15 protein-coding genes and 2 pseudogenes are annotated in these 15,858 nt (G+C 63.6%); 2 read left to right on the forward strand and 15 right to left on the reverse strand.

Annotation, left to right across the window (positions count from 1 at the left end; all coding sequences use genetic code 11):
- Positions 1-125: 125 nt before the first annotated feature.
- The 6 genes and pseudogenes from ACFQ24_RS08220 to hpaH form a co-directional block, all read right to left on the reverse strand.
- Positions 126-868 (reverse strand): annotated as a pseudogene (locus ACFQ24_RS08220) (transposase); the annotation flags it as partial.
- Between the two features lie 66 nt (positions 869-934).
- Positions 935-1,468, reverse strand: a pseudogene (locus ACFQ24_RS08225) (CoA transferase); the annotation flags it as partial.
- 127 nt (positions 1,469-1,595) lie between these two features.
- Positions 1,596-2,645: an IS110 family transposase gene (locus ACFQ24_RS08230; RefSeq protein WP_380766275.1), complete on the reverse strand. Its 1,050-nt coding sequence runs from the start codon at positions 2,643-2,645 to the stop codon at positions 1,596-1,598.
- Complete coding sequence (locus ACFQ24_RS08235) at positions 2,615-2,839, reverse strand: IS110 family transposase (protein WP_052076710.1); 225 nt, start codon at positions 2,837-2,839, stop codon at positions 2,615-2,617. The genes ACFQ24_RS08230 and ACFQ24_RS08235 overlap by 31 nt, the downstream gene beginning before the upstream one ends.
- A 248-nt stretch (positions 2,840-3,087) precedes the next feature.
- On the reverse strand, positions 3,088-3,828 hold the full coding sequence (locus ACFQ24_RS08240) for an HpcH/HpaI aldolase family protein (protein ID WP_380910318.1): 741 nt from the start codon (positions 3,826-3,828) through the stop codon (positions 3,088-3,090).
- 63 nt (positions 3,829-3,891) lie between these two features.
- Entirely contained in the window at positions 3,892-4,740 is an 849-nt protein-coding gene (gene hpaH / locus ACFQ24_RS08245) for a 2-oxo-hept-4-ene-1,7-dioate hydratase (RefSeq protein ID WP_211150182.1), read from the reverse strand.
- A gap of 149 nt (positions 4,741-4,889) precedes the next feature.
- Here hpaH and ACFQ24_RS08250 point away from each other — a divergent pair, with 149 nt between their 5' ends.
- Positions 4,890-5,750, forward strand: a complete 861-nt coding sequence (locus ACFQ24_RS08250; protein WP_380910320.1) for an alpha/beta fold hydrolase — start codon at positions 4,890-4,892, stop codon at positions 5,748-5,750.
- A 111-nt stretch (positions 5,751-5,861) separates the two neighbouring features.
- Positions 5,862-6,425 carry a TIGR02444 family protein gene (locus ACFQ24_RS08255; RefSeq protein WP_232512722.1) on the forward strand — a complete coding sequence of 188 codons (564 nt, stop codon included), beginning with the start codon at positions 5,862-5,864 and terminating at the stop codon, positions 6,423-6,425.
- Here ACFQ24_RS08255 and ACFQ24_RS08260 read toward each other — a convergent pair.
- The 9 genes from ACFQ24_RS08260 to ACFQ24_RS08300 all read right to left on the reverse strand — a co-directional run bounded on the left by ACFQ24_RS08260 (position 6,367) and on the right by ACFQ24_RS08300 (position 15,798).
- Positions 6,367-6,732 carry a c-type cytochrome gene (locus tag ACFQ24_RS08260; RefSeq protein ID WP_013832790.1) on the reverse strand — a complete coding sequence of 122 codons (366 nt, stop codon included), beginning with the start codon at positions 6,730-6,732 and terminating at the stop codon, positions 6,367-6,369. The genes ACFQ24_RS08255 and ACFQ24_RS08260 overlap by 59 nt on opposite strands.
- 32 nt (positions 6,733-6,764) lie before the next feature.
- Positions 6,765-8,231, reverse strand: a complete 1,467-nt coding sequence (locus ACFQ24_RS08265) for an FAD-binding oxidoreductase (protein WP_037513051.1) — start codon at positions 8,229-8,231, stop codon at positions 6,765-6,767.
- Positions 8,232-8,249: 18 nt separating this feature from the next.
- The gene (locus tag ACFQ24_RS08270) at positions 8,250-8,474 is read right to left on the reverse strand and encodes a non-oxidative hydroxyarylic acid decarboxylases subunit D (RefSeq protein WP_037513049.1); all 225 of its coding nucleotides are present in this window, start codon (positions 8,472-8,474) and stop codon (positions 8,250-8,252) included.
- On the reverse strand, positions 8,471-9,928 hold the full coding sequence (locus ACFQ24_RS08275) for a non-oxidative hydroxyarylic acid decarboxylases subunit C (protein ID WP_230588707.1): 1,458 nt from the start codon (positions 9,926-9,928) through the stop codon (positions 8,471-8,473). Before ACFQ24_RS08275 ends, ACFQ24_RS08270 begins: the two co-directional genes overlap by 4 nt.
- Positions 9,929-9,951: 23 nt before the next feature.
- Positions 9,952-11,397, reverse strand: coding sequence for an aldehyde dehydrogenase family protein (locus ACFQ24_RS08280; RefSeq protein WP_211150180.1), 1,446 nt, complete (start codon positions 11,395-11,397; stop codon positions 9,952-9,954).
- A gap of 34 nt (positions 11,398-11,431) precedes the next feature.
- On the reverse strand, positions 11,432-12,991 hold the full coding sequence (locus ACFQ24_RS08285) for an FAD-binding oxidoreductase (protein ID WP_037513045.1): 1,560 nt from the start codon (positions 12,989-12,991) through the stop codon (positions 11,432-11,434).
- Positions 12,988-13,557, reverse strand: coding sequence for a hypothetical protein (locus tag ACFQ24_RS08290; protein ID WP_025548156.1), 570 nt, complete (start codon positions 13,555-13,557; stop codon positions 12,988-12,990). Before ACFQ24_RS08290 ends, ACFQ24_RS08285 begins: the two co-directional genes overlap by 4 nt.
- Positions 13,557-14,174: a UbiX family flavin prenyltransferase gene (locus ACFQ24_RS08295; RefSeq protein ID WP_025548158.1), complete on the reverse strand. Its 618-nt coding sequence runs from the start codon at positions 14,172-14,174 to the stop codon at positions 13,557-13,559. Before ACFQ24_RS08295 ends, ACFQ24_RS08290 begins: the two co-directional genes overlap by 1 nt.
- Before the next feature lie 124 nt (positions 14,175-14,298).
- Positions 14,299-15,798: an NAD-dependent succinate-semialdehyde dehydrogenase gene (locus ACFQ24_RS08300; RefSeq protein WP_380910324.1), complete on the reverse strand. Its 1,500-nt coding sequence runs from the start codon at positions 15,796-15,798 to the stop codon at positions 14,299-14,301.
- Positions 15,799-15,858 lie beyond the last annotated feature (60 nt).

Below are 15,858 nucleotides of genomic sequence, written 5' to 3' on the forward strand. Positions count from 1 at the left end.
ATCTCAAACTGCGCGCGATCAGCTCGGAATGCTGCGCGGACAATTCTCGGAACGCTGCGCGCGATTAAATCGGAAGCCCGCGCGCCATCAAATCGGAATGGTGCGCGCGATGACCTCGGAATCCGCACCCGAGCCCCCGAGATGCTGGTATCCGCGGCCAAGCACAGGTTCTCCCGGCAGCAATCATCGTTGATCGCCAGAATCCTGAACTTGCGCGACGCGCCAAACGTATCGGCGACAAAGTCCATCGACCAGCGGTCACCAGGACGAAGTGCTCCCGGCACCGGCGTCCGGCTGCCTCGGGCGCGCTTGCGGCCGCGTCGTCGGCGTACAGACAAGCCTTCTTCCCGATATAGCCGGTAGAGCTTCTTGTGGTTCATGCTCATGCCCTTGCGCCCCAGCATGACGCCGATCCGGCGATAGCCGAACCGACGGCGCTGCCCTGCGATCTCCCGCATGGCTTCGCGGATCGCTCCGTGGTCCGGCGGGCGTTCGCGCCTGACCGTCTTGGGATCGACGCCAATCAGCACGCAGGCCCGGCGCTGTGAGACCTGGTAGTCCCGTATCACGCCGAGCGCCACGTCGCGCCGCTGGCCCGGCGTCGTCAGCCTTTTCCCAGCAGGTCTTTCAGGATCGCGTTGTCCAGCATGCTGTCGGCTAGGAGCCGCTTCAGCTTGCCGTTTTCGTCCTCCAACTGCCGCAACCGATGGGCATCGGAAACCTCCATGCCGCCATACTTCGCCTTCAGCTTGTAAAAGGTCGCCGTGCTCAGCCCGTGCTTCCGGCAAACCTCGACCGTTGGAAGCCCTGCCTCCTGTTCCTTGATCATCCCGATGATCTGCGCCTCGGTGAAACGGCTCTTCCTCATGCGTCTGCTCCTTCTCGTGGGCAAACTCTACATCAGAATGAGGGACCTTTCGGGGGGCAGGTCAAGCGCTTCGAGCGCGGCCAGCAAGACCTCGCGGTTGCGAACCCGGCCTGGGTTGGTGGGAAAGCGGGCATCGCTATCAAGCCCGACGCCGAGCACCCGGCAGAGGCTGGCGAACTGGCCATCGTTGCCCACTGCGATGACCAGATCCCCGTCGCTGGTCGGTAAGGCCTGATAGGGTACCAGATTTGCGTGGCCGTTGCCGACCCGGCGCGGCACGGTGCCCGAGGTCATCCAGTTCAGCGCCTGGTTCGCCATGACGCTTACCTGAGTATCGAGCAGGGTCATGTCGATATGGGCGTTCAGTCCGGTTTCGTGCTGCCGGTTGATTGCGGTGGAGTGGTAATAGGCTGGGCCGAGGTTTTCGCCGCTGTCCGAGACGACAAATGGCGGGCCCCGGTGGCGGGTATCATCGCCGCTGACCGGGCGTTCGATCTTGATCACTTCGGCGCCAAGATCGGCCAGCAGCTGTCCGCACCATGGACCGGCCAGGATCCGGGCCAGCTCCAGCACGCGAACCCCGCTCAGCGGCTTGGCCATGCCACCGGCGGGGGGGACTCCCCACCATTTGACAAGTGTTGAGTTGCGCGGCGGTCCGCTTCGCGCAGCCGTAGGCTACGCTGCGCGGACCACCGCGCAACGGCTCGCTTCTGGAGAGATGAGGCGGTCAATCAGCTCTTCGGGCGAGGGACGGATCGAAGGCGGTTTGAGAGACCAGCATCTTGCAAGCGACAGCGATCAACCAATCGGCGACAGATCGCAATGCGCGTGCATGACCGTGTCCACGGGCACGAAGCGCAGCATATTTTTCTCGGCTCCTGGGGTCGTGTTGAACGGCGACACGAGCCCAGTGATCGACAGCGTTGCGCAGTCGTCCCTGGACCGCCTGCCGCATCAGGACCTCACGCTTCTTCCCGGATCGCTTGGTAATAGGCGCGACGCCAGACAGGCATCGCAAAGCATGATAATCTCGTCGCCGCAGAGCATCGGAAGCCTCTGCGAGCAGCGTGGCGAGAACGATTCTTCCGACGCCCGGCAAGGTTCGCAGGATCGCCACGTCACGCTGCTCCCCGAGCTGTGGTCCAGAGGGTTCCACCGGGACTGAAAGGGCTACTGTCAGCCTGTCGAGTTGAAGCTCTGCGGATGCGATCTGGTAATTGACCAGATCCAGTCGGGCAGCGACGGTTTCAAGTTGGCCCGTTGCGGCTGCAACAGTACCGGCCGCTACGGGGACCGGGATGGTGCGCAACATTTCGAGCACCTGTCGGCCATGCAAACGCCGGCTGCGGTATCGCTTAAGGAGTCTGGCGATGGTCGCTTCATGGACACGGGCAACCTTGGCTGGCGTCGGCACCAGCCGCCATAAAGCGAGGAACCAGGGCGCCGCGATGTCCTGCGACACTTCGAGCAATTGAGGATAATAGCGCCAAAGCAACTCACGCACGCGATGACCCAAGCGCGTATGGTCATGGTGCAACTCGTCCAGGATACGCGACCATTCTCTCAATTCGACGAGCAGGGGATCGAGCGTGAGCAGCGGCCGAAAGCAATGCGCGTCCGTTCGCAAGGCATCCGCCAGCACCATCGCGTCCCGGCTGTCGTCCTTTGCGCCCGCTGGAGAAAAGCGATCGCGAAAGCGATCCAGCTGTTTGGGATTGATGGCATAGACATGGAATCCGCGTTCCATCAGGCTTTCGACGACCGGACCGTGCGGCACCTCGATCGCGACATGAATATGATCGGGAACCCATCGGTCGCCGCCAGTATCCAGGTCGCGAGTTCCGTCAAACCCGCACCGCCATGTTCAAAGCTGCGTTCGCCGAGCTTGGAGCCATCGGCATCCGTCAATCGGACCTGGTGCGCCTGCGAGGCCCAGTCGACGCCCACAAACCATCGTCTTTCCTGATCCATAACTGTTACTCCCTTCCAGTCGGAGCCAGCCGCGATCTTCGTCTTTCCCTGTATTGGCGTTCACGACGCTTACTCCCTACGGGACGTCATCGCGGCCACCCACCGGGGCACAGGTCCCCCCCAGGTGCTCAAGGCGCAGGGGGGCGAATGGTAGCTCCCGGCAGGCTGGCCCGTCCGCAGCTTACAGCTTGACGGGCCTCAACGAGATACAGGGGGGAGGCGTCTGCCATCCGATCGTCGGCATCGTTTCAGTCCTCTGCTTGCCCGGCGATCCGGGCCGCCCATTCCTTGGCCATGTCGCCGGCCGCCTTAGCCAGCGCGAAGGCATCGATCCCGACCGCGATGAAGCGCGCTCCGCCATCGAGGAATTGCTGGACCAGGCGCTGGTCGCGCGACAGGATGCCGCAAGGTTTGCCGGTTGCCCTGATTCGGGCCAGCGCGCCCGCGGTCACTTCGGACAGGGCGGCGAAATTGCTTTCGCCCAGCAGACCCAGCGAGGCGGCCAGATCGACCGGGCCGACGAACAGCGCATCAATGCCGTCTATGGCGGCGATCGCCTCGATGTTCTCGAGTGCCTGAGCGGTCTCGATCTGGAGGATGATGCACAGCTGCCGGTTGGCTTCGGCGACATAGGCCGGGTAGCGCCCCCAGCGCGCGGCCCGGGCGCCGCCGATACCGCGCTCGCCTTGCGGCGGATAGCGTGCGGCCTTGACCAGCGCCGCAGCCTGTTCGGCGGTTTCGACCATCGGCACCATGATCGTCTGGGCGCCGAGATCGAGGATTTGGCGAATGCCGATCGGATCGTCGTTCGGAACGCGCACGATCGCCGAACAGGGCGGATTGGCGTCCACCGCGCGGAGCTGATCGGCGATGCCCGGCAAGGTCTGGGCGCCGTGCTCGGCATCCACCAGCAGCCAGTCGTAGCCAAGCCCGCCGCAGATTTCGGCGATGTTCGGGCTTGCCAGCGCGAGCCAGAAGCCGAGCTGCACCGGGCCTTCGCCCAGGCCTTGCTTGAAGCGGTTCGCAGGAGTCTTCATCGGTGCGGCTGCCTCTCAAACGAACCGGAAACCGATCGCGCCCATCGGCCCGAAATCGGCGTTGAAAACGTCGCCCCGCCGCGCTTCGACCGGACGGGTGAACGAGCCGCCCAGCACGACTTCGCCGGGTTCGAGCGCCTCGCCCCAGGGCGCCAGCCGGTTGGCCAGCCAGGCGATGCCATTGGCGGGGTTGTTGAGCACGCCCGCCGCGATCCCGGTTTCCTCGACCACCGCGTTGCGGCTCAGCATCGCGCCGATCCAGCGCATGTCGACCTTTTCGGGCCGCATCGGCAGGCCGCCAACGATGATGCCGGCGTTGGCCGCATTGTCGCTGATCGTGTCCTGCACCTTGCGGCGGGCGCCGGTCTCGGCATCCACCACTGTCGTGCGGCTGTCGATGATTTCAACCGAAGGGATGACATATTCGGTTGCCCGCAGGACGTCGAACACGGTGACATTCGGGCCTTCGATCCGGCGGGCCAGGACAAAGGCCAGTTCGACCTCGACCTTGGGGGTGATGAAACGGTCGCAAGGGATGTCGCCGCCCTGTTCGAACACCATGTCGTCGAGCAAGGTGCCATAATCCGGCTCGGTGATGCCTGCGACCTGCTGCATGGCGCGCGAGGTGAGGCCGATCTTGTGGCCATGGACCGTCCGCCCGCCCGCGAGCTTGAGATCGACCCATTGCTTACTGATCCGATAGCCATCGGCAATCGTCATGTCCGGATAGCGGGCGGTGAACTGGCGGATTGGCTTGCGGTTCTGCTCGGCGGCATCGAGTTCCCGCGCGAGCTCCGCGACTAGAGCAGGATCAAGCGTTGGTTGCGATTGACCGGGTCGAGCGCCGCGATTCGGGCTTGTCATATCCTCTCCCCACACCTTAACCTATATGCCAAATGCATTGCACAATAACGAATGGTCGTCTACCACATCCTGCGCCCTCCCAACGACCCCTGCCTTGATCGCAAAGGCGGCGGCGAATAGGCACAAGAGCAAACCTGCGGAGATAGAGGATGACCATCGACACAAGCGTGCGGGAAGAAAAGATTATGGGGCGAGGCCTGACTTCGCATACCCTTCTGGCCGGCGATCCGAGCAAGCCGGCGGTGCTGCTGCTGCACGGGGCAGGACCGGGAGCCCATGCCGGATCGAACTGGCTGCACCTGATGCCCGACCTGGCGGAAAACTTCTTCGTGATCGCACCGGACCTGATCGGCTTCGGACAGTCGGTCATCCCCGAACCCTGGCCCGACAATGTCATGGCCTGGATCGGTACACGGGTGGACCAGTGCTTCGGGCTGCTGGACACGCTGGGCATCGATAAAGCCCATGTTGTCGGCAATTCGATGGGCGGTGCGCTGACCCTGCAGATGATGAGCGAGGAGCCTGACCGGATCGACCGGGTGGTGCTGATGGGCTCGATCGGTGCGCCGGGCCCGAAGACGCCCGAACTGGTGCGGCTGCTGTCGTTCTATTCCGATCCGCGGCCCTCGCGCTATCGCCAGCTGATGCACAGTTTCGCCTATGACCCCGACAAGTTCGAAGGCATGGAAGAAATCGTCAAGAACCGCTACAAGATCGCCACCGATCCCGAGATTATGAAGACCGCGGTCAAGATGATCGATTCGATGAAGCAGGGTGTTGATACGCTCAACATGCCGCCGTCGATCCTGTGCAAGCTGCCGCACAAGGTGCTGATCTTCCACGGCCGGCAGGATCGCATCGTTCCGCTCGATACCAGCCTCTACCTGATCGAACACCTCAAGCATGCCGAGCTCTACGTGCTCGATCGCTCCGGCCACTGGTCGCAGCTCGAACGCTGGGACGTGATGCGGCCGATGCTGGAGATTCACTTCGGCGCGCGTTCGTTCTGAGCGCAGCCGGCAGCATAAGCGCCGGGCGCTTGCTTTGCAGAGCAGGGCTGGGCAACCAAGGAAGTGAAGGGGTGGTCGGGCGTCTTGTCTGGCCACCCTTTCCGTTTGAAGGTGCCGCGCATGAATGAATCAGCAACCGATGCCGAAGCCTTCTGGGCGTTTTCGCTCGAGGTCTATGCTAAGCCGCAGGTGGCGGAACTGTGCATTGCCCTACAGGACGAATACGGTTTCGATGTCAACCTGCTGCTGCTGGGCTTGTGGGTGGCGGAGATGCAGCGGAAGGCGCTTGATGCCGAACGGATTTGTGAGCTGCGCGAAGCCGTCGCGCAGCTCAACGACAACCTGGTGCATCCGCTGCGCCGGGCGAGGCGCTGGGCCAAGCCCTCTGATCCCGTTGCCGAAACTCCGCGACACAAGATTTACGGGGCTCTCAAGCAGGTCGAACTAGAGGCCGAACGTCTTGTCCAGGCGGAGATGGTGGAAACTTTGGCGGCAGGCTTGCAACGGGGCGGCGAAACGCCAACGCCCCAAGCAGCGGCAAGGGCGAGCCTGGAGCGATACCGGCAGTCCATCGAAGCGCCCGATTCTGCCACCGCGCCGCTAGCGCAGCTGATCGTCAAGGCGCTCCCTTGGCCGGTATTGCCGGGGTCTGCGCGGGCGGCTCCGCATCCTTGAGATAGGCGTAGATTTCGGCGATCTCTTCGTCGCTCAATTCGGTCGGACGGAATGGCGGCATCTCGATCAGGCCCTGACGCACCACTGCCTTCAGGTAGTCGAGTTCAAGGTCCTTGCGGCCGATCAATGCCGGGACCGGCCGGCCCAGTTGGTCGAGCAACATCGTGGCGGGATGGCCGGGACCAGGATTATGGCATCCTGCGCAGTTCAACGCATAATTCTCAGCACCATCGGGTTTAACTGAATTCGGTGACGTTTTGCAGGCACCGAGCATGGCAACGAGTGAGAGGATAGCCAGCTTGTTCATTTTGTCTCCAACTCCGATAATCGCGGGGCGGCTCAGGCGGATGCGAACAGGCCCGCGGGGTCGAGCGCCTTCTTGATCCGTTCATGCAGGAGTGAGAGTCCCCTGGTTTCGAACGTCTTGTCGACCGCTGCGCGCATTCCGGGTTCGGCGATCGCCTGCCCGAAACCGGCTTCGGCCTGTGCCGCGATCAGCACAGCGGCACATTCGCGGGCCCGGGCGGCACTTTCGATCTGCGTGGTGGCAAAAGGTAGGATCTGGCGATGATTGGCCGAACGCCACATCGCCACGGTTTCGCCAAGATAGTCGAATTCGTGCTTGGCGCAGATGTCGCGCGACAGTTCGTAGAGCCGCATGGCCTCCTCACCATCTACGGGGCTCACCGGGTTGGCGGCAACCGCCTGATCGCCGCTCCATGCCGGAACGAATGCTGGCGCATCGGCCACCACGCCGGTCATGGCGCCAATACGCCACGCCCACAGGCGGGGATCGATGCCCTTGCCGTCGGCGATCACCCGAGCACCGGAGATCGACGAAAACGCCCCCTTGACCATATCCCACAGGATCGGGACATTGCCTGGCAAGCCATAGAGCGCGCCGTAGAGATTCCAGTGGCCCAGGCCCAGCGCCTCGCCCGCAGCGGTTACCGCGCTGGCCGCCATAGGCCCCTTGCCATCATAGTCGCCGCGCTTCTTGCCGAGCAGGGCGGCTTCGTGCAGCGCGCTGCCGACCGCGACGCCATTGGCCACGACCATGTTGAGCTTGAGCGGCCCGAGCACGTCGAGCAGATCGGCCAGCTGGTCTTCCTTGGGCACGGTCACCATGAAGGTCTGGTGGGCTGGCGGTTGCGGCATCATCCACATGCCGACCTTGGTCGGCACCGCGAAATCCGACTGCGTGAACAGGCCATCGACCCAGGGGCCGTAGCCGAACTTGAACAGTTGCCAGCAGGTGCTCTTGGGCATGGCGCCCATGCCCGTCCGCACAAGCTTTCCGTCCGCGAGCATGACCTCAAGCCCGCACTGCATCAGGAAGTGATCGGAGTAGGGGGTGTAGCCGGGCTGACGATGGACGAAGCTTGCGGCCACACTGGCGTCGGGGTTGCCGCCATGGTCGATCCACAGCTTGATGCCCTTTTCCTTGATATGGGCATCGAGCTGGCGGAAGGTCACCCCCGGTTCGACCAGGCAATAGGCCAGCTCCTCGTTCACCTCGAGAATTGCGTTCATGCGCTGGAGGTCGAGGATGATGACCTTGTCCAGCCCTGCCTTTTCGAGGCCGTGGGCGCCGTTGCACACGGGTTGCAGCACACCGCCGGCGGTTCGCGCCGCCTCCAGCGCCTTGGCGAGCTGGGTTTCATCCGCCGGCAAGACGATGCCAAGCGGTGCCGCGCCGCTGATTGCAAAGCGGGCCAGCCCCTGAGGGGTGCGATCGACTGCCGCGGCGCCGATCGCAGCTTCCACCGCGGTCAGCGCGGCCATCTGGCGAGCTTGGTCTGTCATGGGTCCTGTTCCGCCTGTCTATTGCTGGAGAATCTTCACGTAACGATCGAGATTGGCTGCATCGACGGCGAAGTGCGCCGAACGAATCCCGATGCCGATGGCGCTGTCCGGTTCGCTGTCGCGCCACGAAAAGCAGCAAGTCGGGCAACGGTGGATGGTCCACACCACCTTGCCGCCTTCCTTGCCTTGATAGTCAGCGAGGGCGCCGCCGGTCGCGCAGCGCGGACAGACCGTCTTGCTCATTGCAAAGCTCCCAGTTGCATGGCCCGGATCTTCTTGCTCAGCTCGTCAATGTCCGGCCCGGTCGGAGGGGTGACCAGATGCGCTTCGCCGACCGGGTCGGGGGGCAGGTAGCTGGTCGCGTCGATAATCAGGCGATGACCCTTGCCGGGAACGACGGCCGAAGGATCGATCGGGACCGCAGGCATGTTGGGCAGGACGATGATGTCGTCGGCGCGGGTGCGGGTGGAAAGCGCCCACATCACCTGGTTGAGATCGAAAGGATCGACATCGGCATCGACCATGATCAGGTTCTTGAGATACATCACGCCGTGCGGAGTGCTCAGCGCGCGCAGCGCGACGGTCTTGGCAAAGCCCGCCATCCGGTTCTTGACCGAAATGATCCCGGTCAGCCCGTGCTGGTACAGCGCGTTGACCGCGGTGACTTCCGGAAAATTCTGGCGCAGCTGCGCATAGATCGGGGCCGAGGTATGCAGGCCGATCAGGGTATCGTGTTCGGTCCAGCCGCGGCCGATATAGATGTTCTCGAAAATCGGGTTCTTGCGGTGCGAGATGGCCGTCACCTTGAAGATCGGCGCCTTGCGGACCCCGCTGTAGGAACCGGGAAATTCGCCGAACGGACCTTCCAGGACACGTTCGCCCAGTTGCATTTCGGCTTCGATCACTATCTCGCTGTCGGCGAGGATGTCGATGCCATTGCCCGACTTGGTCAGCCGGATCGGCGCGCCCATCATCGCCGAGGCATAGGAATATTCCGATTCTTCGTAACCGATCGGTGTCGCCGCGAACACCGCCAAGCCCGGATGGTTGCCCAGCATGACCGCGATCTTAAGCGGCAGGCCGGTACGTTCGGCCGCCATGATCTGCCGGCCCATGTCGTGCGACGGGATGGTCATCAGGGTGAAGCTGTCGGGACCTTGCAGTTGCAGCCGGTAGATGCCGACGTTCTGCTTGCCGAAATTGTCTAGGTCTTCCGGATCGCGCGACGCCACCGATGCCTTGCCGAGGTAGAAGCCGCCATCGTATTCGTTGATGCGGTAGACCGGCAGCACGTCGTAGAGGTTGATCCCGCTTTCGATCCGGCATTCATGAACCGGCGCCCGGGCTTCGGGAACGGTGCTGATCTGCGCCGCCGCATCGCCCCAGCGCCCGGCGATCTCGAAGAACAGTTCGCGGATTGTCGTTCCCTTGGGGCGGCCGAGCAACAGCGCGATATTGTCCCACGAACCGTGCACGCCGACCGCGGTGCGCTTTCCGGGGTATCCGGCAATGTTGTCGAACACGATCGCTGGCGCGCCGTTGGCGTCGCGCGATGCGGCGACCGCGATGTTGCGCACGTCGGGCTCGGGCATCACCCGCTCGCTCCAGGTGATCGCCTGTCCGGCATCGCCCAGCAGTTCGAGGAAGTCCCGCAGCGAGGTGATGGACCGCGATTGCTTGGCCAGATCCTGCATCATCAGTTCCCTTCAGTCAGACCAGCTCAATGGCCGCCTTGGCCGGCGGTGGCCGTCTGGACGGTCACCCATTTCCACTCGGTCATGATTTCCAGATCGGCCTCGGTGCCTTCACGCCCGAACCCTGAAGCCTTGGTGCCGCCGAAGGGAACGTGCGGTTCGTCGTGGAGGGTCGGAGCGTTGATATGGACCATCCCCGCCTCGGCTTGCTGGGCAAAGCGCAGGGCCTTGTCGATATCGCGGGTGAAGATCGACGCGCTCAGGCCGTATTCGGTGTCGTTCGCCAGGTCGATCGCTTCCTCGAGCGAGTCGAATGGATAGAGCGAAGTGACCGGGCCGAAGGTTTCTTCGGCAAAGACCGTCATCTCTGGCGTCACGCCGCTCAGCACCGTGGCCGAGCAACTGTTGCCGTTCCATTCCGCACCTGCGAGAATTGCAGCGCCCTTGGTGCGGGCGTCGTCGATATGCCGGCGGACTCGATCGCGTTGGCGTTCCGAAATGATCGGTCCGAGCATGGTGGTGGGCTCGCGCAGGTTGCCGCCCTTGGCCTTGGCCGTCGCGGCGGCGAAGGCCTTGGCAAAGGCGTCGAAGATCGGACGTTCAACGTAGATCCGCGATGCCCCCATGCAAACCTGGCCCTGATACATGAAGATGCTGAACAGCGCGGCACCGACGGCCTTTTCGAGATCGGCATCGGCGCACACGATCAACGGGCTCTTGCCGCCGAGTTCGAGTGTGTACTTCTTGAGGTTCCGGGCGGCGATCCCGGCGATGTGCTTGCCGACTCGCGACGACCCGGTGAAGGTTATCGAGGCAACCTTGGGATGGCCGGTCAGGGCATCTCCGATTTCCGCGCCGTCGCCGTAGACGATGTTGAACAGCCCATCGGGCACGCCCGCGTCGCGCCACAGGGCGGCGAGCAGATCGGCAACCTTGGGGGCGGCTTCGGACGGCAGCAGAACGAAGGCGTTGCCGGTCGCCAGCGCCATCGCAGATTGCTTGATGCCCTTGATCAGCGGCACGTTGAACGGGGTAATCCCGGCGACTACCCCCACCGGCTGGCGCAGGCTCATGCTGAAGCGGCCCGGCGTGTCGGAGGGAATTGTCTCGCCGCGGACCCGCCGCGGCACTCCGGCCGCAGCGCGCAGGAAGCTCACCGCGAACCGCGTCTCGAACCCGGCCTTGGCGGCGGGCGAACCGATTTCGTCGATCAATACCTCGCTGAACAGCGCGGCGTCGCGCTCCATGATTTCAGCGGCCTTGACCATCCAGCCTTCGCGCGCCGCGGCGGGCAGATCGCGGTGCTGGCGAAATGCCCTGTCGGCGGTCTCCACAGCACGATCGACGTCGGCGGCCGTGCCCGCCGCAACCCTGGCGTAAACGCTGTCGTCGACCGGATTGAGGTCGTCGAAATAGGTGCCGCTTCCAGGCGCTACCGCCACGCCGCCAATCCAGTGATCGAGGTTCTTCATCTTGCTAGTATCCTTCAATCAGATTCCGGCGCGGTCACGCGGTTGTGCGCATCGCCTTGGGCCAGATGCCCTGCTTGCCAGGAGAGAGAATGCCGTTGGGATCGAGAACATCCTTGAGGCGGTGGTGGAGATCCCAGAGTGCGCCGTCGTTGTGTTTGTAGGTCCTGGCGATCTGATCCATGAAGGCGAGGTGCGTGCGGTATTCGCCGAACCCCGCCTCCGCAGCCTCGTCGACCAGCAGGCCGAACAGGTCGTAGGCGCTCTTGCGCATCGTCTCGTCGGCGCGGTCGTACATGATCATCAGGATGTGATGCATGTCGCGCCAGCCGACCAGGAATTCGCCGATGTAGTCGAAGCCGTGATCGTTGCAGCGCTGCTTGATCAGCTTGTATTGGGCAAGTGCTTCGGAACCACTGGGCGCCGAGATCGGCGAAAAGTTGATGTGCCCGCCGCCGCCGATCCAGTTCATGATGCTGAATTCGGTCATGTTCGGCTCGCCGCGCATCAGCCGTACGCGATAGTCCCAGGCCGGATCGTTCTTGCGATCGAAATGGACCTTGGCGCCGGGAATGCTCATCAAGGCATCCTCCACCACCTTCCAGTTGTTCTCGATCACCGGCGGCGGGCCGTACAGCGCACCGTAATAGTTCCACATCCCGAGATCGTGGTCCGCGGCGATCTTGGCACGGATCGACGGCGGCAGCGGGCCCTTGCCATCGTAATAGTGGCGCCGCGTGGTCTTGGCCGAGGCCTCCCACAGCAGATCGACCGCAACCGCCGCATTCGGGATGATCTGGTTGACCTTGAGCGCCCGGGTGACCTCGAAGATCGCCTCGAGATCCTCCTCCTTCTGGTAGGTGATCATGAAGGGCTTGTAGCCCGGCGGTTCCGGCATCAGCCAGATGCCCATCTTGGTCACCACGCCGAAATTGGATTGGGTGAACATGCCGTCGAAATGCGGGCCGGCCACGTGCTTGGTGACCTGCCAATGCTTCGATCCGGCAAGCGCGCCCTGTCCTGTTCGAACGACTTCACCATCGGCCAGCACCACTTCCATGCCGCACTGCATGACAAAATGGTCGCCATAGGGGGTATAGCCGGCGCCATGCTCCAGCGCATTGCCCATCACGCCGCCCCAGGCTGGTGCGGCAGGATCGATCCACAGCTTGCTGCGGATCTGGCGCAGATGGCGGTACAACTGCATGTAGGATACGCCGGGCTCGACCAGCGCGTAGCCGTATTTCTCGTTGACCTCGATCACGCGGTTCATCCGCCGCAAGTCGAGCATGACATAACCGGATTTGCGCGGAGCCGGGCCACCATAGGCAAAATTGCGGCCGGTCCCGATGGTCCAGACAGGGATCTTGTAGGCGTTGACGACTGCCAGGATCTTCTGGATTTGCTCGACACCGTCGGGCGCAACAGCGGCGGACGGCAGCATTTCGCCATCGGCCAGCGGAGAATAGGCGTCCCGGTAAGCCGAAAGCGGAAGCTCGTCGAGGAATACCCATTGCTTGCCGACAACCGCGGCAAGCTCGTCGAGCGCCTTGTTGAAGGTGGATGCGTCGACACCCTGGGGAACAATGCGGCTCAAGACAGGTCTCCCCCGATTTCATAAACCCAGGAGGCCAGCAGTCCGGGGCTGCTGGCCGCGATATCGCACGAACCCGACTGACAGGTGTTCAAGCGAGCTTCGGTTGGGGCGCCGAGCGCGTCGCGAACCAGGTGCGCGACGGCCACCGGCCATGCCGCCGCGGCGCCTTGGAGCAGTTGCGCCGCGCCCTCGGTCCGATGCTGCCAGCGTCCGCCCGTGTAATGGTGCCGCCACAGCAACGCCGGGCGGGCGCCGCGCTCAACCAGGACCTGTCCGGCGATCATGGCTGCGGGATCCGAAGTCAGGCCAACGATCAGGCCATCGGCATCGTCCAGTTCGTGCAGAAGGACATTGAGCGACCGGTCAAGCCGGATGGTCCGGCCAACCACGCCGCTTTCGGCAAGCGTCGCCGCGAACATCCGGCTTTCCGGCGACGCGCTTTCCTCGATCACCGTCACCCTGCGTGCGCGGGCCGCCGCCGCTCCGGGCAATACGCCAAGCCCGGCCACGGCTGCGCCCAGCGCTCCGGCTCCCAGGAGCTCGCGTCGCTTGATATCCCAAGCCATCATGCTTGCCTTTCGATCTTCAGCGGCGCCGGTTCGGCGACCGCACTCTCGGTGGAAAGTCCCTGCCAGCGGCCCGCTGCGTTGCGATGTATGTCGAAGTGATCCAGCACCCGTGTGCAGCTGTGATCGACGATGTCCTGAAGGCCTGCCGGACGGGCGTAGAATGCCGGGACCGGTGGAAAAATGACCGCGCCCATTTCGGTGCAGGCGACCATGTTGCGCAGGTGAGCCAGGTTGAGCGGCGTCTCGCGGGTCATCAGCACCAGCTTGCGCCGCTCCTTCAGCATCACATCGGCGGCGCGCGTGATCAGATTGTCGGACAGACCGTGGGCCACCGCTGCCAGAGTGCGCATCGAGCAGGGCGCTATCACCATGCCGTCGCACAGGAACGAACCGCTGGCGATGCTGGCGCCGACATTGCGGACGCTGTGCACCACATCGGCCGCACCTTCGATCAGGCGACGGCCGTCCGGAATTTCTTCGCGGATGTTGAGCAAGGCGGCTTGCGACATGACGAGGTGAGTTTCCCAGCCACCTTGTTCGCGGAGCATTTCGAGCAGGCGCTGCCCGTAAACCGAGCCCGTCGCTCCGGTTATGGCAACGACCACGCGCTTCATGGGCGGACTGCGCCGCCCGCGGGTTCCCTGCGTACTCCCGTCGCAACGTTCATGGCCGAATCCTTCTCCCTCAACCATTATGCAACAAATTGTACTATAAGCAACATGTAAGAGCACCTTGAAGCTATGTCCTTCGGGGCTTCTCCGCTTCAATCGCAGGCTGCGGCGGCAAGCCGAGACTTATGGCCTTGAGTTCCAGGAATTCGTCGATCCCGTGACGCGATCCCTCGCGCCCCAGTCCCGATTCCTTGACCCCGCCGAAAGGCATGGTTTCCGAAGAAATGATGCCGTTGTTGACGCCGACCATGCCGACCTCGAGACCTTCGGCAAGGCGCCAGAACCGGTCCATGTCGCGGGTGAATGCGTAGGCGGCCAGGCCCGAGCGGGTGCTGTTGGCCAGGGTCAGGGCTTCGGCCTCGGTTTCGAAACGGAAGAGGGGAGCGACCGGTCCGAAGGTCTCTTCCAGCGCCAGCCGCATGTCCGGGTTGGCGCCGGTCAGGACCGTGGGCTGGTGGAACAGCTCGCCGGCTTCATGGCCTTCGCCTCCCGTGACGATCCGGGCACCGCGCCCGACGGCATCGCCGACATGTTCGCGCACCTTCTGCAATGCCGCGGCGGTGATCAGCGGGCCCTGATCGGTCTCGCCTTCCAGGCCGTTGCCGACGCGGAAAGCCGCGACTCTGGCAGCCAGCGCTTCGGCGAACCGGTCATGGATGCCGTTCTGCACCAGGATGCGGTTGGCGCAGACGCAGGTCTGGCCGGTGTTTCGGAACTTTGAAGCGATCGTGCCCGCCACGGCAACCTCGATATCGGCATCGTCGAACACGATCAGCGGAGCGTTGCCGCCCAGCTCCATCGACACCCGCTTGAGCGTCGTCGCGCACTGCGCGGTCAGCAGCTTGCCAACCGCGGTGGAGCCGGTGAAGGTGAATTTGGCAACGCCGGGATGGCTGGTCAGGACCGATCCGATCGCCGGCGCATCGCCTGCGATGACGTTGAAAGTGCCCGCCGGAACACCGGCCTCGAGTGCCAGCCGGGCCAGCGCGAAGGCCGTGAGCGGGGTCAGTTCGGCGGGCTTGAGTGTAACGGCGCATCCTGCGGCCAGGGCGGGCGCGACCTTGCGCGTGATCATCGCTGCGGGAAAATTCCATGGCGTAATCGCGCCGACCAGGCCCACCGGCTGCTTGAGAACCAGGACCCGGCGATCGCGTTGGGCGGGGATGATCTCGCCATTGATGCGCCGGGTTTCTTCCGCGAACCATTGGATGAAACTGGCCGCATAGTCGATCTCGCCCAGCGCTTCGGCCAGCGGCTTGCCCTGTTCGGCCGTGAGCAGCATTGCCAGATCGTTGCGGTTTTCGCGAACAAGCGCGAACCAAGCGTGCAGAATGGCGGCGCGTTCGGCGGCCGAATGGGCCCGCCATTCCCCGAAGGCTCTGGCGTTGCTTTCGACGGCGCGGTTCGCCTCGACCGCACCCAGGAGGGGGATTTCCGTCAGCGCCATCCCCGTCGCAGGATTGATCACGGCAATCGCCCGCTCGGTATTGGCTATGGCCTCGCCATCGACGATCGGCAGGCCTGCAGCGAATTCGGGCCGGGACAAGGATGGCTGGGAAATGGCCATAGATTCAGACCTTTATGTCCGTGCGTATTAATTCTAGCCGTAAAATAAAAGGGCGTGGAC

It is taken from the genome of Sphingobium olei (assembly GCF_042678845.1).
In the GTDB taxonomy this organism is placed as follows: Bacteria; Pseudomonadota; Alphaproteobacteria; order Sphingomonadales; family Sphingomonadaceae; genus Sphingobium; species Sphingobium olei.